Source organism: Chitinophaga oryzae, assembly GCF_012516375.2.
GTDB classification, from domain to species: domain Bacteria; phylum Bacteroidota; class Bacteroidia; order Chitinophagales; family Chitinophagaceae; genus Chitinophaga; species Chitinophaga oryzae.
In genome coordinates this window covers 4,053,083-4,074,576 of record NZ_CP051204.2, presented here as the reverse complement: position 1 = coordinate 4,074,576, position 21,494 = coordinate 4,053,083, and the positions used below count along the sequence as shown (strand labels likewise).

General features: G+C 53.4%; 19 protein-coding genes. 17 read left to right on the top strand and 2 right to left on the bottom strand.

Features of this window, described 5'->3' with window-relative positions; all coding sequences use genetic code 11:
* The first annotated feature begins 119 nt into the window (after nt 1–119).
* The 5 genes from HF324_RS16930 to HF324_RS16910 all read left to right on the top strand — a co-directional run bounded on the left by HF324_RS16930 (nt 120) and on the right by HF324_RS16910 (nt 4,591).
* Entirely contained in the window at nt 120–1,529 is a 1,410-nt protein-coding gene (locus tag HF324_RS16930; RefSeq protein ID WP_258539542.1) for an aminotransferase-like domain-containing protein, read from the top strand.
* 94 nt (nt 1,530–1,623) lie between these two features.
* Complete coding sequence (locus HF324_RS16925) at nt 1,624–2,145, top strand: N-acetyltransferase (RefSeq protein ID WP_168860317.1); 522 nt, start codon at nt 1,624–1,626, stop codon at nt 2,143–2,145.
* Between the two features lie 88 nt (nt 2,146–2,233).
* Nucleotides 2,234–3,499 (top strand): erythromycin esterase family protein, encoded by a 1,266-nt coding sequence (locus HF324_RS16920; RefSeq protein WP_168860316.1) that lies wholly within the window; start codon nt 2,234–2,236, stop codon nt 3,497–3,499.
* A 150-nt stretch (nt 3,500–3,649) separates the two neighbouring features.
* A complete protein-coding gene (locus tag HF324_RS16915; RefSeq protein ID WP_168803598.1) occupies nt 3,650–3,967 on the top strand; it encodes a hypothetical protein in 318 nt (105 codons plus the stop codon).
* A 234-nt stretch (nt 3,968–4,201) separates the two neighbouring features.
* Nucleotides 4,202–4,591 carry a DoxX family protein gene (locus HF324_RS16910; RefSeq protein ID WP_168803597.1) on the top strand — a complete coding sequence of 130 codons (390 nt, stop codon included), beginning with the start codon at nt 4,202–4,204 and terminating at the stop codon, nt 4,589–4,591.
* Between the two features lie 61 nt (nt 4,592–4,652).
* Here HF324_RS16910 and HF324_RS16905 read toward each other — a convergent pair whose 3' ends face one another.
* A complete protein-coding gene (locus HF324_RS16905) occupies nt 4,653–5,120 on the bottom strand; it encodes a GNAT family N-acetyltransferase (RefSeq protein WP_168803596.1) in 468 nt (155 codons plus the stop codon).
* 87 nt (nt 5,121–5,207) lie between these two features.
* On the opposite strand from HF324_RS16905, the gene HF324_RS16900 reads away from it, so the two are divergent.
* Entirely contained in the window at nt 5,208–6,620 is a 1,413-nt protein-coding gene (locus HF324_RS16900; protein ID WP_168860315.1) for an aminotransferase-like domain-containing protein, read from the top strand.
* Here the strand turns inward: HF324_RS16900 and HF324_RS16895 are convergent.
* Complete coding sequence (locus HF324_RS16895; protein ID WP_168803594.1) at nt 6,615–7,268, bottom strand: hypothetical protein; 654 nt, start codon at nt 7,266–7,268, stop codon at nt 6,615–6,617. The two genes, HF324_RS16900 and HF324_RS16895, sit on opposite strands and share 6 nt — an antisense overlap.
* Before the next feature lie 131 nt (nt 7,269–7,399).
* Here HF324_RS16895 and HF324_RS16890 point away from each other — a divergent pair, with 131 nt between their 5' ends.
* From HF324_RS16890 to HF324_RS16845, 11 genes are all read left to right on the top strand, one after another.
* Nucleotides 7,400–8,083, top strand: coding sequence for an NAD-dependent epimerase/dehydratase family protein (locus HF324_RS16890; protein ID WP_168803593.1), 684 nt, complete (start codon nt 7,400–7,402; stop codon nt 8,081–8,083).
* A gap of 30 nt (nt 8,084–8,113) precedes the next feature.
* The gene (locus HF324_RS16885) at nt 8,114–8,725 is read left to right on the top strand and encodes a Crp/Fnr family transcriptional regulator (RefSeq protein WP_168803592.1); all 612 of its coding nucleotides are present in this window, start codon (nt 8,114–8,116) and stop codon (nt 8,723–8,725) included.
* A 62-nt stretch (nt 8,726–8,787) separates the two neighbouring features.
* Complete coding sequence (locus HF324_RS16880) at nt 8,788–9,474, top strand: alpha/beta fold hydrolase (protein ID WP_246269567.1); 687 nt, start codon at nt 8,788–8,790, stop codon at nt 9,472–9,474.
* Between the two features lie 88 nt (nt 9,475–9,562).
* Nucleotides 9,563–10,138 carry an RNA polymerase sigma factor gene (locus HF324_RS16875; protein WP_168803590.1) on the top strand — a complete coding sequence of 192 codons (576 nt, stop codon included), beginning with the start codon at nt 9,563–9,565 and terminating at the stop codon, nt 10,136–10,138.
* A 42-nt stretch (nt 10,139–10,180) separates the two neighbouring features.
* A complete protein-coding gene (locus HF324_RS16870; protein ID WP_168803589.1) occupies nt 10,181–11,164 on the top strand; it encodes a FecR family protein in 984 nt (327 codons plus the stop codon).
* Nucleotides 11,165–11,354: 190 nt separating this feature from the next.
* On the top strand, nt 11,355–14,864 hold the full coding sequence (locus HF324_RS16865) for a SusC/RagA family TonB-linked outer membrane protein (RefSeq protein ID WP_258539541.1): 3,510 nt from the start codon (nt 11,355–11,357) through the stop codon (nt 14,862–14,864).
* A 20-nt stretch (nt 14,865–14,884) separates the two neighbouring features.
* Nucleotides 14,885–16,519, top strand: a complete 1,635-nt coding sequence (locus HF324_RS16860) for a RagB/SusD family nutrient uptake outer membrane protein (protein WP_168860314.1) — start codon at nt 14,885–14,887, stop codon at nt 16,517–16,519.
* A gap of 3 nt (nt 16,520–16,522) precedes the next feature.
* A complete protein-coding gene (locus HF324_RS16855; protein ID WP_220101326.1) occupies nt 16,523–18,052 on the top strand; it encodes a heparinase II/III family protein in 1,530 nt (509 codons plus the stop codon).
* The gene (locus tag HF324_RS33415; protein ID WP_220101325.1) at nt 17,965–18,474 is read left to right on the top strand and encodes a heparinase II/III domain-containing protein; all 510 of its coding nucleotides are present in this window, start codon (nt 17,965–17,967) and stop codon (nt 18,472–18,474) included. The genes HF324_RS16855 and HF324_RS33415 overlap by 88 nt, the downstream gene beginning before the upstream one ends.
* Before the next feature lie 9 nt (nt 18,475–18,483).
* Nucleotides 18,484–20,115 carry a sulfatase family protein gene (locus tag HF324_RS16850; protein ID WP_168860313.1) on the top strand — a complete coding sequence of 544 codons (1,632 nt, stop codon included), beginning with the start codon at nt 18,484–18,486 and terminating at the stop codon, nt 20,113–20,115.
* A complete protein-coding gene (locus tag HF324_RS16845; RefSeq protein ID WP_168803585.1) occupies nt 20,112–21,494 on the top strand; it encodes a sulfatase family protein in 1,383 nt (460 codons plus the stop codon). Before HF324_RS16850 ends, HF324_RS16845 begins: the two co-directional genes overlap by 4 nt.

Genomic DNA, 21,494 nt, shown 5'->3' with positions numbered 1-21,494 from the left:
ATTTATACCGAATTCCCCGTTCCTATAGCGTGTAAAAACGACAATATAGATGGTAAAATACGACCGTGTGGCACATTCCGGTACAGATTGTATATTTATGAAAAATAAACAGTACAGATTTGGCCATCAAAACATACCGCCACGAAATATTCACCCGTGACATAGAGAAAAATATCCGGGAGGGCCTTTGGCTGCCGGGCTACAAACTGCCATCCGTAAGGGCGCTGAAAGAAAAATATGGCGCCAGTGTAAGCACCATTCAGCGGGGTTATGAAGACCTGCTGATGCGAGGCCTGGTGGAGAGCCTGCCGCGCTCCGGCTACTTTGTGAGCCGGCAGCCGGAGATGGAGAAACCGGAAAAAATAAACCGGCAGCCCGTGGTGAGAGACGCCGTTTTCCAGACGGGGCTGACGCATACCACTGCTCAGCCGGGCAACCGCCACTCGCTGTCCTCATTCCACGTGGCGGCGCCCGGCGATCTGATGATACCGCAGAAACTATTGCTGCGTACCCTTCAACAGGTGGTACGTGCAGAGGGAGCCGGTTTACTGCGCTACTACCCTGCCAGCGGTTCACCGGCATTGAAACAGCAAATCATACAACGTGCGGCAGCTTACGGCGCCCGGTTCCGGGAAGAGGAACTGCTGGTAACCGATGGCGCATTACAGTCGTTATACATCGCATTATCGGCGGTATGCGTGCCGGGCGACGTAGTGGCGGTGGAAAGCCCGTGTGTGTTCTCCGTGCTGGAAGTGCTGGCCGTACTGCGGCTGCGGGTAGTGGAAATTCCCGTGGCCCGTGACGGCTTTGATGTGGACGTGCTCCGCAAAGTGGCCGTCCGTACCAAAGTGCGCGCCATTGTGGTAACACCGCATTTTCATAATCCAACAGGCAGCAGCATGCCGCCGGACCAGCAGCGTGCTTTGGTGGCAGTGGCGCAGCGATATGATATTCCCATCATAGAAAACGATATCTACGGTGATCTCTACTTCAGCGGCGCCCGGCCCGCCCCGCTGAAAGCGCTGGACGACAGCGGCCTGGTGATGACCTGCTCCTCCTATGCCAAAACACTGGCGCCGGGCATCCGGCTGGGATGGCTGTCGACCGGCCGCTACCTGCCAAAAGCAGAACAGGTAAGGTTTGCCCTTGGCAGTACGGTATCCCCCGTTTTCCAGGAAACGGTGACACAGTTGCTGCGCACCAACAGCTATGACCGGCATCTGCGTTCGTTCCGTACCCAGCTGGCTAAAAATGCATGGTTGACCCTTCATCTTGTCAGCAGCTCCTTTCCGGAAGGTACCTCTATGGCCCGCCCCGCCGGCGGGTATAACTGCTGGGTGCAACTGCCTGTCCAAACAGACATGGACGCCTTTTACCAGGCTTGCGAGCGGATCGGGGCACGGTTTACCCCCGGCAGCGTTTTTTCCTTTTCCGGTTCCTTCCGGCATTGTTTCCGCCTTGTTTTTGCCGATACGTATACCGCTGCCAGAAAAAGGGCCATCAAAAAAGCCGGCGCTGTGTTGCTCTAACCGCAGACAACTGTACCGCTTCTTTTTACAGGATGTGTATCGCAGGGCCCAGCCGCTGCAGGGCTACCTTTACGGCTTAACAACGATGAAAGCAATGGAAACTGCACAGACTATTACCACCCGCTTTGTAGTGGTGAACGAAGCCAATATACAGGCCCTGTTCTCCCTGATCACCGCGCTGGGCAACGAGCAATACGGACACCTGCTGACCGGCAAACAGCTGGATGCTTATCTTGCAACGTTTACACCACAGCAACTGGCATCCGACATCAACAATTTCTCCAACCAATGGCTGATGGTTTATGCCGGCAACGAGCCGGCAGGTTATGCCCTGATCACTTCTGCCGGTAGACGGCCCGATGATCTCACCGATAAAAAAATAAAACGGCTGGCAGGCTTCGGCGTATTGCAACAATATGCCGCCACCGGCTGTAAAGAAGCACTGATAAAAAAATGCCTGCAGATCAGTCAATCCTACGACGCTTTGTGGATGCACGAATATGCAGGCAATCCGCTACTGCCCTTCTTCAGGGAAAACAATTTCCTGCCGACAGGCCAGCAGGCAACACTGGATAATCTTCCGTTACCTGGCGTATACCTGATCAGGCGAAAATGACTAAATTACCGGGAGGTTGGTCAGATTCATAGTACCTTCAGGCAGACAGACCGACTTCCCTGTGTCATCATATTTCGCACTAACAGCTATGCTTACACGCAAATCCTTCATGCCCTTACTACTGGCCCTTGCCCTAGGCAGCCAGACAGCCGCCGCACAGGCGCCCAATATTCCCAACGCTAAAGAGATCCGCTCCATCGATCCGTCGGACGACCGTTATGCCGACCTGGAGCCTTTACGCGCCGCTATCGGCCGCTCCAGGATTGTTATGCTCGGGGAACAGACACATGGAGAAGGGACCACGTTCCTCGCCAAAACGCGGCTCATTAAATTCCTCCATGAAAAGATGGGATTTGAAGTACTGGCTTTTGAAAGCGGCCTCTATGACTGCGCCCGTATCTGGGATAATACTGTCAAAGGGGGCGACTATTCCAAAGAAGTCATTGGCAGCCTGTTTTTTATGTGGGCGACCGGTAAACAGATGCAGCCACTGCATGACTATGTGCAGGCGAATGTAAAAAGCGCCAGGCCGCTGGTGATCACCGGTTTTGAAAGTCAGCATTCCGGGGAGTTTGCTAAAAAACAACTGTTCACCGACTTCGGGCTGTTCCTCCGGCAAAAACATCTTTCCCTGCCCGACAGCAGCTGGGAGCTGTTCCACCGCGTATCGGTTGCCACCTTTGCATCCAACGCTTACCGGCCCACCGCTGCAGAACAGGAGACCTTCTTTAAGGTGCTGCACCAGCTGAAAACCGTATTGTCCAAACAGCCTGACAAGCCCGCCCATTTCGCCGCCTCTCCCGGTTTCTGGCTGAAGGTTACGGAAAGCATAGAATCACAAACGCTGCGCTACTGGGGACTGGTCAGCGGCAATGAACTGAGTGTTAGAGATAAACAGATGGCAGAAAACCTGATCTGGCTGGCAGAGAAAATGTTTCCCGGTAAAAAAATTATCGTGTGGGCGCATAACATCCACATTGCGAAAAATACCAGCCGGCTGAACGATGTCAATGACAAACCCGTACCATTTCTGCAGACGTATGTACCCATGGGCACCACCATCAGTAAACGTTTTGGCAAGGCTGCTTACGCCATCGGCTTCTCTGGCTCAACCGGTACCTATACCGACTTTACAAATAATCAGACAGCCGACGTACCGCCGGTAGTACCGGGCAGCGTGGAGGGGCAACTCGATGCCACCGGCTATGCGCAGGCCTTTACCGACTACCGCACCGCCAAAGGCTGGCTGCTGCAAAAGCAACAAGCCACCCTGTTTGACTTCGTCCCGCAGAAAGGGATCTGGCCGAATGTTTTTGACGGTCTGTTTTATATACACACCTCCAGGAACATTTAGAAATTTGAAAATTTTGGAATTTTGGGATTTTGGGATTTTAAGCAACCTGAACATCCCCAAAATCAAAAAATCCGTAAATCCCTAAATCCCCAAATTATTATTATCTTAGTATAATTCCGCGTCGCAGCAACCAATAATCAATTTAACCATATGACCACGTCCATACAGTTCGAGAACGTATCCGCCATCCTTGCAGAAAATCCTGGTATATTCAGCAAACCCGCCGCAGAAGAACTGTCTCGTCTTACTTTCGGAGACACGGTTTGCCTGTTTTTTGTTTATGGTTTCAGCAGTACTTCCGGCCGCAAAGCGGAGCGGCTGATGGCCAGGGTCACGGCCGTGGAAGCCCACCAGTATAAAGGAGTTTTGCTCTCTCCCACCCGGCATATACAAAACATACAGCCGGGCGATGAAATCACTTTCTCCGGAGAGCATATCGCCGCGGTACTGGCAGCCAGCCACTGTTAAACGTTTTTCCCCTTTATCTTTTGTGTGATGCAGCAGCAGACAGCCTGCTGCTGCATGTTTTTGAAACTTCGCCGCAAACACCCCCTCAGAATGTCGGATTCACACAACATCCGTTATTGCAATTGACAGTACTTTTGTATCAGTCAATCAGCGCAGCGTTTTCCGGAAGCATTGCGATGACACAGACAAAAAATGATTCACTATCTATAAAACCTAAACCAAAAACTTACACACATGGCAACGATAACTGCACCTTCCAAATCTGTTCGCATTACCGGCAAAGTCATCAGCATCCTGGTGATCCTGTTCGCCCTGTTCGATGCAATCATGAAAATCATCGGCAACAAATATTCCAACGAAGGTTCTGAAGCCCTCGGGTGGCCTATCTCCCAGGTACCCTTCATTGGTTATGTGCTGCTGATCGGTACCATACTTTACGCCATTCCGCGCACCGCCGTGCTGGGCGCTATTCTGATCACCGCTTACCTTGGCGGCGCCGTAGCCGTCATGCTGCGCGTGGGAGAACCTTTCTGGTTTCCCGTGCTCTTTGGCATCCTCACCTGGGCAGGACTGTATCTGCAGGACAACAGTGTCCGCAACCTGATACCGCTGCGTAAAGACTAATCACACACTGATTATATGCTATCCGGGGAAGCAGACCAATGGTCTGCTTCCCCGGCTTTTTTCAGGATGCCGTGTATTCTTCGCCGGTAAAAAACTGTGCAGATTTAAGATGCACGTCCGGCCGGTATACCTCCATGAGCAACGCTGCGTTATTGGGCGCTGTAAAACCATAGCTCCTGTACAACTCGTGTGCGTCCAGCGTATTCAGCATCAGGCGGCGCAACCTGCCTACCCATTGCTGATCTGTCAGGAACCGCATCATACTTTTGGAAACGCCCTGACCGCGGTAAGCCGGTAGTACAAATACGTCGGCCAGCCAGCCAAACGTGTTGTAGTCAGTGATAACGCGGGCAAACCCTATCTGTTTGTTATCCAGAAACGCCCCCATGCAATAAGAATTTTCCAGCGACGCTTTCACTAATTCATAAGAGATCCCTTTTGCCCAGTAGGAATCGTTCTTCAGGAACTGGTGGATGGCGGTAAGGTCCATATTCTCCAAACCTGTCTTAATCTCCAATTGATTGATCATCTGAAAAAATTTTCAGCAAAAATGGAGAAAATCAGCACATGGATACAGTTACAATATTTGTATTTTTGATGGATACAGTTTAGATCCATGAAGAAGGATTTCCTATATAGCCAGATAGCACAGAATATTGCAGCGTTAATCCGCAGCGGTGTATTAAAACCGGGCGACAAGCTGCCATCTATCCGGACCATCTGCCAGGAACAGGGTATCAGTATGAATACGGCCAAACGTGTTTATCTTGAACTGGAAAGCAAAGCGCTGGTCATCTCGCGGCCGCAATCCGGTTATTTCGTCACCGAAGGCGCCTACCGGCAGCTTCCTCTCCCTGCGGCCAGCAAACCTTCCGAAAAAGACAGCCGTTCCATACCGGACCAGCTGATCAGCAAAATATACGGAGGCCCGGCACGCAAAGGCATCACCTTGCTTTCTATTGGCGTGCCTGCGCCCGGACTGTTGCCGGTAGCCAAACTCAATAAGTGCCTCCTGAAAGCTTCACGCGAATTAAAAGACAGCAGCATCGGCTATGAACCGCTGGCAGGCAGTGAGCGGCTGCGGCAGGCGATAGCAAAACGCAGCTTTATGTGGGGAGGCAGGCTGTCGTCCGACGACATCGTTACCACCAATGGCGGCCTGAATGCCATCAGCCTGTGCATGCAGGCGCTCACCAAAAGCGGCGATACCATCGCCACGGAAAGCCCGCTGTTTTCCGGTATCCTCCAACTGGCGCAAAGCTTGGGGCTCCGGGTGCTGGAGCTTCCCACGCACCCGCAAACGGGCGTGGACATTAAAGCCCTGAAGTCCGTCGTTAAAAACATTAACCTGTGTTTGCTGGTGTCCAATTTCAGCACACCGCTGGGCTGCTGCATGCCGGATGAACATAAAAAGGAAGTGGTAACATTGCTGGAACAGCACCATGTTCCGCTGATAGAAGATGACCTGTACAGCGATTTGTACTTTGGCCCTTCACGGCCGGTTTCCTGTAAGACGTTCGACAAAACCGGCAACGTATTATGGTGCGGCTCCGTTTCCAAAACACTGGCGCCGGGGTACCGTGTGGGATGGGTGGCGCCGGGCCGCTACAAAGAACAGGTGCTCCGGCTGAAATATGTACATATGCTGGCCAATCCCACGCTGACGCAGGAAGCTACCGCCCTGTTCCTGGAGAGCGGCGGTTATGATCTCCATCTGCGCAAACTAAGGGACACGCTTTATACTAACTACCTTCACTATACGAATACCATTGCGGCCCATTTCCCGGAAGGCACGCGGATATCAAGGCCGCAGGGCGGGCTGTCGCTCTGGGTGGAACTGCGCAAGGGTATTGATACGGTGGAGCTGTACGAACAGGCCATTCGGCAAAAGATCAGTATTGCACCGGGACGGATGTTTACCCTGCAGCCACAGTTTGACAACTGTCTGCGGTTATCGTTTGGCCTGCCCTGGTCGGAACAGCTGCAACGGAAGTTGCAACAGCTGGGCAGGATCGCGTGTAACTTATAGTTCTTTAAACAGGTAACGGTCCTCCATGTCGGCGAAGGCTTCTTCCGTGCGGCTGCTGGCAAACAAGGTTTCGCTGACGCCTCCGTCCTTATCGGGGAAGTACCATATCAGCGTATCCTGGTGCCAGTAGATGATCAGGTTGCCCGGTTGATCGACCACCTTCTCCCACTGCTCCGCGTCTTTCAATACCGCGGCGATGTCTTCATCATCCATGCCCGGATAAAGAGCGCCCAGCCACTCGTAACCGCCCTGTGCAAACTGGTAGTACAGTGCCATTTCGAGGAAATCGGCCAGGGGGTAATCTTCCGCATACCATTGATCATCCGGGTACGGGCACTGGTACACCGCAGCCCGATCGTTGTCCGTTTCATTCAATGCAAGCCCCCATACACAAGCGCCCTGGTTTTCTTCCAGGAAAACCAGTTTATCATGTTCTACGGAGAGGTCTTCCACCGGGGTAAAATGCTGGAAGACATCCATTACTGTTTCTTCTTTTCCGGCGCACTGGTAAAGTGATTTCAATACCGGCGCCAGCCGGATGCCCAGTCTTTCTTCCGCTGCCGTTACTTCCGCTGCACTGAGGCCGTCTTCCGGCTGAAGGTTTCTGCCCAGCAATCGTTCTATAATAAACCTGATCTTGTTTTCCATGCCCGCAAAAAAGAAAGAAAAACGGACAGTAAAAAATGTTTTTTTGACGGACAGCCTCACCGGGTATGGGTTACGGTCTGATTTGGGCAACTGGTCAAAAGCAGTTAACTTACCATGTATAAAACATCACCATGAACGAACTCCGGCAACTGAAAGTGATTGTTACCGGTGCCAGCGGTATGGTGGGTGAAGGAGTGCTTCATGAATGCCTGCATCACCCGCAGGTAGGGCGCGTGCTGATCATCAGCCGCAAGCCATGCGGCATCAGCCATCCCAAACTGACAGAACTGATCCATCAGGACTTCCTGGAGCTGTCTCCCATTGCAGCGCAGCTGCGGGGTTACGATGCCTGTTATTTCTGTCTCGGCGTATCTTCTCTGGGCGTCAGCCACGAGGCTTATTACCATCTTACCTACACCCTCACCATGCGGGTGGCCGGCGTGCTGAGCGAGCAGAACAGCGATATGATTTTCTGTTATGTATCCGGCGCGGGTACAGACAACACTGAAAAAGGACCACGTGCCTGGGCCCGCGTAAAAGGCAAAACCGAAAACGATCTGATGAAGCTGCCGTTCGCGAAGGTGTATGCTTTCCGGCCGGGATTTATCAGGCCAACCAAAGGATTAAAAAATACCCATACTTTTTACCGGTTCATCAACTGGTTGTACCCCATCGGCCGCATGGTGCGGCCTAATTACTTCTGCACGCTGCGCGAGCTGGGACGGGCCATGGTGCATGTCACCCTGCAGGGCTATCCCCGGCAGATCATCGATGGCAAAGACATCATCCGGCTGGCCCGAAGCGGGGGTGAATAATTCCCGCAATTTTCCATTAATTTTGCGCGCATGACAACTCATGAGCTTCCTTCTATATATCAGCGGCTGATGAAAAAATATCCGGTAGTCACCCCGGAAGAATGGCAGCTGCTGGACAGTATCGCCGTAGTAAAACATATCCGTAAAGGAGAGTCTTTTCTGCGGTATGGTAAAGTGGCCCGCTATTCCGCTTTTGTGCTCTCGGGCATGTTCAAATTCTCTATCCTCGACGATGAAGGCAACGAAAAAATTGTCCGCTTTGGTTTTGCCGACGATTTCCTGGCCAACTGCGAAAGCTATAATAAAAAGGCGCCGTCGGCCGTCAGCATTACCGCCATCGAAGACGCCGTGATCTTACGGATCAATATTAAGAAGTTACAGCCATTGTACGACCTCCATATGAACCTGCTGCATGTGAACCTTCAGCTCTTCCAGGAGATGACAGAACAACAGTCGGAGCATCAGTATATCCTGTCCCTTAAAACACCGCTGCAACGGTACCGGTTCCTGCTGGAAAGGCGCCCCGCCATTATCCAGAAAATATCGCTGACCAACATCGCCCGTTACCTCTACACCAGCCGGGAAGCCTTGAGCAGAGCGCGTTTATACCTGCTGGACCAGTCCCGCAACTTTTGTGATTGAGATCACAGACGTAAAAAGAACGAACCGCTAGTTTTGCTTTAAAAAAATATATGAAGCAAAGCATGATTTTATTACACGGACTTTTCGGCGGGCTTAGCAACTGGGAAGGTGTTACACAGCATTTTGAATCACGCTATGACATTCACATTCCGTTACTTCCTATTTTCGATTACCATCTCCAGGACAATCTTGAATACCTCGTTCGCTTCCTGGAACAATACGTGCAGCAGCATGGGCTGGAAAATTCCGTTGTCATCGGCAATTCCCTCGGCGGCCATGTAGCCATCCTTTTTACACACCGTCATCCGGATAAAGTCTCCCGGCTTGTGCTGACCGGCAGCTCCGGCCTGTATGAAAATAATAACCTGGGCAGTTATCCCAAACGGGGCAACTATGAATACATCCGGGAGCGGGTGGCCTATACCTTCTACGATCCGGCTATTGCCACCGACGCTTTGGTCAACGAAGTATTCCAGACCACACAGAACAGGATAAAATGCCTGCGCATTGTGCAAACCGCCAAATCAGCGCAACGTAATTATGTGGCTCCCATTTTACCGGAGATACAGACCCCCACCCTGTTGATCTGGGGAGAGGAAGACCGTATCGCTCCGCCCGACGTGGCCCGTGAATTTCATCAATTGCTCCCCCATGCCACGCTGGTGATGCTGCCGGCCTGCGGTCATGCCCCTATGATGGAGCGCCCGCAGGAATTCAACCACATACTGGAAGACTTTCTGGGAAAGTAATTCAAACGTTTGCATAATGAACCGGTTTTTCTTACATTAGAGCATTCATCAACCAATCTTGCTTCTATAGGGGAGATGTTCAACGCGTATGAAAGAGCTGGGGGATTCCGTATTACTCGACAAACTAAAACAGAACGATGAAGCTGCCTTTACCGAGTTATATAACCGGTACTGGGACAAGATGTACGTCATTGCGCTCAACCGGCTGAACAATCCGGCGGAAGCGGAAGAAGCCGTGCAGGAAGTCTTTTATAATATCTGGAAGCGAAGGGCGGAGATCTCCGTCACCCTTTCGCTTCCGGCTTACCTGGCCACTGCGGTGAAGTACGAAGTCCTGAACACGCTGGCGCGCCAGAAGCGTTTCCTCCGGTATGAAAAATACACGGTCTACACCGGGACTGCTGCCGATGAATCGGCCGGGGAACAGTTGCAGGTGGCCGACCTGCAGCGGCAGCTGCAACAGACTATCAGGGCCCTGCCGGAACAATGCCGCCTGGTGTACCGGCTGAGCCGCGAAGGCGGTTATTCCCGTAAAGAAATTGCCACTACGCTCGCTATCTCAGAAAAAACCGTCGCCAACCATCTCACCCGGGCGTTAAAAAGCCTCAGAGGCACCTTCACAGAGATTTTCAGAATAATTATATTTTTTTTGCTGACCCGCTAGGACATCTTTCTTTCTTATTTGTCATTATAGATAAATCCACCAATGCAACATCCACCACCAAGGATCCGTGAGTTGGCGCAGAAATGGCTGCAAGGCAATATTTCTGCAGCGGAACTCGCCGAATTCAACGACTGGTACAACCAGTTCGATGATGAAAAACTGATACTACCGGCAGACAGCGATACGCCGGCCGTTATACGGGAACGCATCCTGCAGCAGCTTACAGCGCGGATACAGGAGGAGCAGCCTCAGGCAACGGCTGCGCCTAAACGCAACAGATGGTATGCCGTGGCCGCAGCAGCCTGCCTCGGCGGCCTTGTAATACTGGCAGGGCAACATTATCACTGGTGGTCATCCGCACCCGTTATTCACCAGGTGAACAGCGGCATGGCCACACAGAAAGTCATCCTGCCCGACAGCAGCATCGTATGGCTGAAACCCGGCAGTCAACTGCAGTACCCGGACCATTTCGGGCAGGACATCCGGCAGGTACAGCTCACCGGCGAAGCACTGTTTGAAGTCACCCAGAGGCCGCAACAACCTTTCGTAGTGGAAGCCGGCAGCTACACCGCCAAAGTACTGGGCACAAGCTTTAACCTGCGGGTGCTCCCGGCCACCAATGGGATGGAACTGAGTGTGCTCACGGGTAAAGTTGCTGTAGCCGGTGGCAGGGAAGGTCAACCAAAACAAACCGCTGTACTGGCGGCAAGACAAAAACTGGTGGCAGACAGCAGCCAGTTTACCGTGAAAGCTGTTGTGCCCCGGGAGCAGTCGCTCCTCGAAGCTGGCACCCAGTACAACATGAATTTTCACCGTATGGCCTTTGCGGAAGTCATTCAGCGGCTGGAAAAGAAATTTAATGTCCACTGTCAGATAGAAGGTGAAGGACTGCAACACTGCAGCCTCACTGTAGACCTGACAGACCAGTCCCTCCAGCAGTCACTGGAACTCATTGCAGCCACCAGCAATGGCAGATACCAGCTGCAGGACGGCAACATTACCTGGAGCGGAGAAGGCTGCCGGTAAAAAACCAATCATCAACCTGACATATAAAACCGATCATCAACCTAACATATAATCAGCGTCAGCATGTAACAAACAAAAACAGGGATGCGCCAACATCCCTGCAAATGGCTTAGTCACTACATTTTATTAACCAAACCACTACGAAGTTATGCAATTAAATGATTGTATAAGTAAGCTATTGCTTATAATTATGCGAACTACCATTCTACCTTTACTTATCGTGATGCTGGGGGCGGGCCTGTTGTATGGCAGGGACGCCCGCGCGCAGAAATCGCTGAATGCACGTATCACCATCTCGCTTCATCATGAGCCGGTAGAACAGGCGCTGGAGCATATCACCGACCTTACGGGCCTTCGTTTTTCCTATACGACCAATCTTTTTCTATCTTACCCGGAGCTGAACGGCACTTTCGTCAACGAGAAACTCAGTACCGTGCTGGAGAAAGTCCTCGCCCCTGCCGGCGTGATCTTTGAACCCCTCGGTAAACAATACATCATTCTGAAAGCCAAACCCAGGAGCAGCGGGCTCGAATACCTGGCTGCCGGTGAACTGGAAGCGCTTTCCAAAGACATCCCGCTGGCGATAGATACCGGTATCACCGTTACCGGCAAAATCACTGATGCCGCCGGCAACCCGCTTCCGGGCGTGGCGGTGCACATACAGGGTACCTCCAAAGGCGTTTCCTCCGCCGCCAGCGGCCAGTTTAAAATAGTAGCTCCCAAAGGGGAAGTCCTGGTGTTTTCGTTGATGGGTTACCGTAAGATGCACCTTACCGTGAGCGACAATGCCCCGGTGAAGATGACACTGCAGGAAGATGTAAAAGGGCTGGATGAAGTAGTAGTGGTAGGCTACGGCACTGTTAAACGCCGCGACCTTACCGGCTCCATCGCCTCCGTTAAAGGCAGCGACCTGGCCAAAGTGCCGGTACAGAACGTGGCGCAGGCCCTCGCAGGCCGCGCCGCAGGTGTGCAGGTATCCGCGGCAGAAGGTTCCCCGGGCGCAGGCATCTCCATTAAAATAAGAGGTGGCGGCTCCATCACCCAAAGTAATGAGCCCCTTTATGTGATCGACGGATTCCCGCAAACAGACGGCCTCAGCTTCCTCGATCCCACCGACATCGAAAATATTGAAGTCCTGAAAGACGCCTCCGCTACTGCCATCTACGGCGCCCGCGGCGCCAACGGCGTAGTGCTGGTGACCACCAAAAAAGGCGTCAGCGGCCGCACACAGGTATCCTACGATATGTACTACGGCGGCAAACAGGTGACCAGCAAGATCGATATGATGACGCCCTACGATTACGTGCTGATGGACTATGAAAGAAGCATGGGCGACCCCGACCTCCTGCAGAAATTCACCACCCGCTACGGCGCCTTCAGCGAGCTGAAAACACTGTACGAAGGCAGACCGGGCATCGACTGGCAGCAACAGATGTATGGCGGCAATGCCACCACACAGTACCATAAAATCGGCGCCAGCGGCGGCAATAAAAACACCCGCTTCAACCTGTTCTACTCCTTCAATAATGAACAGGGCATCATGGTCAACAGCGGCGCCAAAAAGAACGTTGCCAAACTGAGCATCGACCACAGCGACAACAACCGGCTGAAAGTATCCGCCAGCGTGACTTATACCACCCAGAACATCTATGGCAGCGGCACCTCCGAAGGCGAAAACCGGTTCAACAAACTGATGAACATCCTGCAATACCGTCCCACTATCGGTAAAAGCGGCAATGACATCGATCTCGTAAATGTTGACGAAGATCCCGCTCTCCAGGACGACAACGGCAACGTGATGCAAAATCCGCGTACCAACGCCTTCGCAGAATACCGCAGCACCGACCTGAAAGCCCTGTACCTCAACGGCGCGCTGGAATACAAGCTGCTCAAAAATCTGACTTATAAAGGCGTCGTGGGACTGAAAGCCAACAACCGCGATGCGAATTTATTCAACGGCGACCGGTCCGTTAACGCCCGCCGCACCGGTGGCCCCAACGGCTCCATCGGCCTTACACAGGGCAGCAGCTGGAACTACTCCAATACACTGACTTTCGACAAAACCTTCCATAAAAAACATAAACTGAACCTACTGATCGGCCAGGAGCAGCTTTATGCCACCTCCCGCTTCGTGGAAGCCAGCGCCGCTAAATTTCCAAATGGCGACATTGGCCTCGACGATCTCTCACAGGGCGCACTGGCAGGCATCCCCCGCTCCTTCCGTGACGACGAGAAACTGATCTCTTTCTTCGGCAGGGCCAACTACAGCTACAAAGACCGCTACCTTGTAACGGCCAGTATGCGCGCCGACGGCTCTTCCAAATTCGGCTCGGGCAACAAATTCGGCTACTTCCCCTCTGTAGCGCTGGCATGGCGTGCTATTGAGGAGAACTTCATGAAACAGCAACACCTGCTGTCCGACCTGAAGTTCCGCCTGAGCTATGGCCAGTCGGGTAACAACCGTATCAATAACTATCTATCCCTGTCCCTCCTGGGCACCAACTATTACCCGCTGAACGATCAACCGGTCATCGGCGTAGGCTCCACTACCCTGCCCAATCCCAACCTGAAATGGGAAACCACCGTCTCCCAGAACATCGGTGCAGACATCGGTTTCCTCGACCAGCGGATACAACTGACAGCGGACTATTACCGCAATAATACCCGCGACCTCCTCCTGAATGCACAGGTGCCCTATCTCTCCGGTTACACCGCTGTGTTGAAAAATATCGGCGAAACCAGTAACCAGGGGTTAGAGCTGACCCTGAACACTGTCAACATCAGCAAAAAACAGTTTGAGTGGCGGACAATCTTCAACATCTCCTTTAACAAAAACAAAGTGAAAGCGCTGGCCGGCCCCAGTTTCTTCTACGGCGAATCCGGCTACGGCGCGCTGAAAGAAGGCGATTACCTGGTGCAGGTAGGCTCGCCTGTAGGGCTCATGTACGGTTATAAATCCGACGGCGTGTACCAGGTCAGCGATTTCGATTATGACCCGGCTACTCAGAAATATACTTTAAAGCCCGGCATCCCTTATAACCCCAACGACTATCCCAAACCCGGCTACCTGAAACTGCAGGACGTTTCCGGTCCGGGTGGCAAAACAGACGGCCTGATTACCTCAGACGACCGCACGGTGATTGGCGACGCCACCCCCAAACATTATGGCGGCATCACCAATACTTTCTCCTATAAAGGTTTTGACCTGAGCGTCTTCATCAACTGGATGTACGGCAATAAAATTTACAACGCCAACAAACTGGTGAACAGCCAGACTTACCTGGCCTACCGTAACGCCTACGCCTATATCAAAGACCGCTGGAGTACTATTGACGGGAACGGCAATAAGATCACCGATCCGGCGCAGCTGGCGGAGGTCAATAATGGAAAGACCATTCCGTCGCTCGAAGGCAGCGGCCGCGATCTCAAGTTCTACGACCAGATGGTGGAAGACGGTTCCTTCCTGCGGATCAACAATATCAGCCTGGGATACAATCTTCCCAAAAGCCTGCTGGGCCGCGTGAAGGTTAACAGCTGCCGGCTTTACTTCACTGCGTACAACATTCATACGTTCACATCTTACAGCGGTTATGATCCGGAAGTAAGCACCCGCAACCAGGGCGGCATCACGCCGGGCGTAGATTTCGGGGCCTACCCCAGAAGCCGCTCCTACACTGTGGGCGCTAATGTTGCATTTTAAAACTATTAAACACTCCTCCGATGACTTACCATAAACTGACTGCCTTTGGTAGTGCCATATGCCGGAAGCTAACGCCGTTTGCGGCCGCCGGGCTGATGATGATGTCCGTTGCCTCCTGTGAGAAGCAACTGGAAGAAGATCCATACTCCTATTATGCTTCCAATACCTTCTTCAAAAACGTAAACCAGGCCACCATGGCCACCATGGGCGTGTATGACGTTTTAGGGGAACAAAGCACCTACGGTTTTTACCTGTCGCTGGCCTACGCCATCGATACCGACATCGCACAGGTACAGGGCAACGTGCTGAATGATGAAAAACGGATCCTGGCCCACTATGGCGTGTCTCCCACCCATCCGTGGCTGCGGGAAACATGGCGCATGTTGTATATCGGCATCGACCGTGCCAACCTGGTGATCCAGCGAATCCCGGAGATGGAACTCTATAAAAACGGAACGGAAGACCAGAAAAAAACACTGGCCCGCCTGCTGGGCGAAGCCCAATTTCTGCGCGCATTGTACTACTTCGACCTGGTAAGATTATGGGGAGACGTACCCCTGAAAACCACCCCCACCCAGTCACCCACCGAGCAATTACAGCTGCCCCGGACAGACCGGGAAAAGGTATACGACCAGATCATTACCGATCTGAAAGCCGCTGCTGCCACCGTGCCCTGGAATTCGGCCAAAGGACAGGACGAACGGGTAAGCAAAGGCGCAGTAAAAGGTATCCTGGCACGCGTGTACCTCTATCGTGGCGGTTACTCCCTCCGCCAGGACGGTACCATGAAACGTCCCGACAACTACCGCCAGTATTACGACAGCGCGCTCACACAGACCAAAGCTGTTATCGCCTCCGGCGAACATTCCCTGAACACCAGCTATGAGCAGGTGTTCCGTAACTATTGTTCGCTGAAGCTGGAACCCAAAGAGAGCATGTTCGAAGCAGCGCTTTTCAACCCGCTGGGACAAGCCTCCAACAGCGGCGTGATCGGCACCTGGAACAGCCCGTTGTGCGACGCTGCCAGCCCCTACGGCCGCGCCAATTCCTTCTACGTCACTCATCCGCTGTTTCAGAAAACCTTTGAAAAAGACGATCTCCGTAGAGACGTAGCCGTGGCGACCTTCCAGATCGACAAAAACGGCAATACCGTACCGCTGACCGGTACCGCCGATGCCAAATGGGCTCCCGGGAAGTGGCGGCGCAACTGGCAGGGTACTTCTCCCAAAGATCCCAACAACACAGATATTAACTGGGTGCTGCTGCGTTATGCCGATGTGCTGCTGATGCAGGCCGAAGCAGAAAATGAAGTGAACGGCCCCACACAGTTGGCCTACAGCGCCGTCAATGAAGTACGCCACAGGGCCGGCCTGCCGGATTTAACGCCCGGCCTGGCACAAGCGGCTTTCTTTAACGCACTCGTGGATGAAAGAGCGCATGAGCTGTGCTTCGAAGGTTTCCGCAAATGGGACCTGATCCGCTGGAACATGCTGGGCGCTAAAATCCGTGCTACGCAGACCGCCCTGAAAGCCTACCGCGCCAATTTCCCCTACGTGGCAGGCGACAACTTCCAGGATGGTAAACACGAACTTTTCCCCATCCCGCAACGCGAGCGCGACGAAAACCCAACCCTCACCCAAAACCCAAAATACTGATCCATGGCACGTTTCATAAAGGCTCTCCTTCCGCTGCTGTCTGTCCTGCTCCTGGCAGGGCAGCAGCGTCTGACGGCCCAGTCAGACACCAGCGTATTCTCCCGGCTGGACCTTGACCGGAAAGGACTGGAAAAAGTAAAAGCCAGCTGGCTGAAAAAAGACTACCGCAACGCAGCGGTACAGCTGTTAGCGTACTACCGTCAACGTAAGGACGTACATCATCCGGAAGTGGAAGCCACCGGGCCCGTACCGATGCCCAATGCCGAAGAACGGAAGAAAGCGGAAGACGGGCTGAAACATATCTTCTTTGCCCATAAAGGTTATAAACCCTATTTCTACGGCGATGACATCAACTGGCAGCTGTGGCCGGTGAAAGACAATGAACTGCGCTGGCAGTTACACCGGATGTACTGGTGGGAACCTATGGGCCAAATGTACCGCGCCACCGGCGACGAGCAATATGCCAAAGCATGGGCCAGTCAGTATCTTGACTGGATGGCTAAAAACCCTCAGGGGCTCTCTCCTGAAAATGACCGCTTTGCATGGCGTCCCCTGGAGATCAGTCACCGGGTGGCAAGCCAAACGGCCCAGTTCCAGTACTTCCTGCACTCGCCGGCGTTCACGCCTGAATTCCTGCTGGCTTTCCTGCATAACTACTATGTCCATGCCGACTACATCGTGCATCACTATTCAGAAAAGGGCAACCACCTGCTGTTTGAAGCGCAGCGTATCATCACCGCCGGCACTTTCTTCCCGGAATACCGCGACGCCGCCGCATGGCGGGCTTCCGGCACCGGCATCCTCAATAAGGAAATAGGCGTGCAGGTATATCCTGACGGACTGCAGTTTGAGCTGTCATTCAACTATCACATTGCCGCCATACAGATTTTCTGCCGGGCGCTGGAAATATTGCAGATCAATGGCATTGCGGACCAGTTCCCCGCCTCCTACAAGGCTACCGTGGAGAATATGATCATGGCCGTAGCGGAATTCACCTTTCCCGACTATACCTATCCCATGTTCAGCGATGCCAAGCTGGAAAAGAAATCGGGCCTGCTGAGAGATTTTAAAGGCTGGGCAAAAGTATTTCCTGACAATGAAGTGATCCGTTATTTCGCCACCGACTTCAAAAAAGGAACACCGCCCGCGCACCTGTCAAATGCCTTAAAAGACGGCGGCATCTATATCTTCCGCAACGGCTGGACGCCGGATGCCACCATGATGGTGCTCAAAGCCAGTCCGCCGGCTTTCTGGCACAGCCAGCCGGACAACGGTACTTTTGAACTGTACATCCATGGCCGCAATTTCTTCCCGGACGCAGGTTGTTATGTTTATGGCGGCGACGAAGCCGTGATGAAGGAACGCAACTGGTTCCGCCAGACGAGGGTACACAATACCCTGACCCTGGACAACGCCGATATGGAAGTCAACGCAAAGCGCCTACAATGGAACACTTCCCCCGGCTGGACCAGCTGGTATATGAAAACCCAAGCTACAAAGGGCTCACCCATCGCCGTTCCGTTTACTTTGTAGAGAAACGTTTTTTTGTGATCATCGATGAAGCCATCGGAGACGCCACCGGGGAGGTAGCCCTGCACTATGGTTTCAAAGAAGGCCCAACGACCGCAGACCATAAAGCGTTAACAGTAACGACCAACTTCAATGACCATAACAATGTGCTGTTGCAGTGTTTTCCCGCGCAGCCAGCTACTATGGCCAAAGAAGACAGCTATGTATCGTATGCCTACCGGCAGAAAGAACAGCGGGACGCGTATGCTTTTCAGTCCGCCAAACAGGACGGGAAGACACAGCGTTTCATTACCGTCATATACCCGGTGAGCGGAAAGACGCCCGTTATCCGGGCTGCTGTGAAGGCGGCTGACGAAAACCGTGTAAGCGCCACCGTTACTATTGACCAACAATCCTACGAACTCGGATATAACCTGAAACCATAAACGAAACATATGCGATCAACGCTCCTTCGCAACGCCCTTGGCTGTTGTGCCGGGCTTGCCATGCTATGCAGTTGTCAGCCCAAAAAGCCGGAGAAACGGCCCAACATCATTTTCATCATGACAGACGACCATACCACAAGGGCGATGAGCTGTTATGATACCTCGCTGGTCCGGACGCCCCACCTGGACCGGCTGGCCAGTGAGGGAATGCTGTTCCGGAACTGCTTCGTGACCAATGCCGTTTGCGGTCCTTCCCGTGCCACTATCCTCACCGGAAAGTACAACCATATCAACGGGCTGACTGACAACGCCAAAACCTTCGATAGCAGCCAGGTAATCTATCCGCAGCTGCTGCACCAGGCAGGTTACCAGACAGCAATGATCGGCAAATGGCACCTGGGCTCCCTTCCGGTAGGATTTGACTACTACAGCATCCTGCCGAACCAGGGAGAGTACTATCAACCTGATTTTATAGAGAACGGCGATACCATCCGGGAGCAGGGTTATGTGACAGATGTGATCACCGACAAGGCGATACGTTTCCTGGAACATCGTGATAAAAGCAAGCCCTATCTGCTCATCTACCAGCATAAAGCACCGCATCGAAACTGGATGCCGGCTGTTCGCGACCTGGGCACCTTCGACAGTATCACGTTTCCCGAGCCACCCAATCTGCTGGACGATTTCCGCGACCGTGGAAGGGCCGCCAGAGAGCAGCTGATGAACATCAGCACCGATATGTGGGATGCCTGGGACCTCAAAGTGGCCGCAGCAGACACGTTGCGCGCCATGGAGCAACGCCCTGCACGCCGCGCCTTCAAAGACTCCAAAGGCGACGACTACAAACAGGCCAACAACAAGGCCGAAGACCTGCATCGTTTTTTCCAGGTGTACAACCGCCTGACGCCGGCAGAGAAAGTACAGTGGAATAAAGCCTATGCCGGCCGTGTAGCCGAATACAACCGGCTGAAGCCCCGGGGCGCGGACCTCGTGCGCTGGAAATACCAGCAATACATGCGGGATTACCTTTCCTGTGTAAAAGCAGTAGACGACAATGTAGGTCGCCTGTTGAAGCATCTTGAAGCCACCGGGGAACTGGACAACACTATCATCGTGTATACGTCTGACCAGGGTTTCTTTCTGGGCGAACATGGCTTCTTCGATAAGCGGATGATGTATGAAGAATGTTACCGTATGCCACTGCTGATACGTTACCCGCCGGGCATCCGTCCGGGCAGCAGCAGCGACGCCTTCGCCATGAACGTGGACTTTGCACCTACCCTGCTGGACTATGCAGGCGCGCATATCCCGGCAGACATGCAGGGGAAGTCATTAAAACCTGTACTGGCCAACAACGGCCGGGCGCCCGCCGGCTGGCGTACCGCCACTTACTATCACTATTACGAATACCCGTCGTGGCATATGGTCAAACGGCACTACGGCATCCGTACGGCGCGTTACAAGCTGATTCATTTCTACAACGACATCGACGAATGGGAACTGTATGACTTACAACAGGACCCGCACGAAATGAAAAACCAGTACGGCAACCCGGCCTATGCCCCGGTGACCGACAGCCTGAAACAACAACTGCTGGCCTTACAGCGGCAATACAAAGACACTAATCCCTCAGAAAAATGAACAGGATCTTTCAACAATGGTTATGGTGCGTGGGAGTCTTCTGGAGCCTGCATGCCACCGCACAAACGGTCACGCCTGCACGGCCCAATATCCTGTGGATCATCACCGACCAGCAAACCGCGCAAGCCATGAGTATTGCGGGCAACAGGGAGCTGCATACGCCGGCGATGGACCGCCTTGCCGCCAGAGGCGTGCGTTTCACCCGCGCTTATTGTGCGCAGCCGCTTTGCACACCTTCGCGCATTAGTATGTTCAGCGGCCGTATGCCACACCAGATGCGGATCACCACCAACGCTTCCGACAAAGAAAACCGTTGGCCCGACACCGTGATGATGGCCGGCCGCCTGATGAAAGCTGCCGGTTACCGCACCGGTTACGTCGGCAAGTGGCATATCCCGCTACTGACGGCCGACAGCGCGCGGCACGGTTTTCAGTACATGAAAAACACCCGGATGCGCGACTGGATGGATGCCTCCACGCCTGCCGACTGCGCCGCCTTTATCAGGCAGGACAGCCGCCAGCCTTTCTTTCTTGTAGCCTCTTTCGTGAATCCGCATGACATCTGTGAATGGGCGCGGGGCGACGATATGAAAATGGACCTGTTGCCTCCCCTGCCTGACAGCAGCCACTGGCCGGCATTGCCAGCCAACTTCGGCATCCCGGCGCAGGAGCCGCCTGTTGTACGGGAACAGCAGCATTCCAACTACCGCACCTATCCCACCCTGCAATGGCAGCCGGAACAATGGCGGGCGTACCGCTGGGCTTACAACCGATTGACGGAGCAGGTAGACCAGTACGTGGGCATGGTGCTGGAAACCCTCCGTAAGTACAAGCTGGAAGACAATACCATCGTGATTTTCACCAGCGACCACGGGGACGGCTATGCGGCGCACCGCTGGAACCAGAAGCAGGTGCTGTACGAAGAATCTGCCAGCGTGCCGCTGATCATCGCCGGCCCGGGTATCCGTGGCGGCACCACCAGCGATCAGCTGGTATGCAACGGAACCGATATCATCCCGACCCTTTGCGATTATGCCGGCGCGGTCCCGCCCGCCTACCTGGCAGGCCGCAGCCTGCAGCCACTGCTCAGCGGCCGGCAGCAGTCGCTCCGCGATACGCTGGTCATCGCCACCACCTTCGCCGATAACGAGAAGTCGCTCGATATAGACGGCAGAGCCGTTATCACCGCCCGTTACAAATACATCGTGTATGACAAAGGCCCTGTCAGGGAACAGCTGTTTGACTTACGGCAGGACCCCGGAGAGATGCACAGTCTTTCTGCGGACAAACGTTTCCTGCAGATGCAGGAACGGTTCCGCCGTTACCTCCGCCAGTGGTGCCTGGCTACCGATGATCCTTTCACTCCTTTAAAACCATAA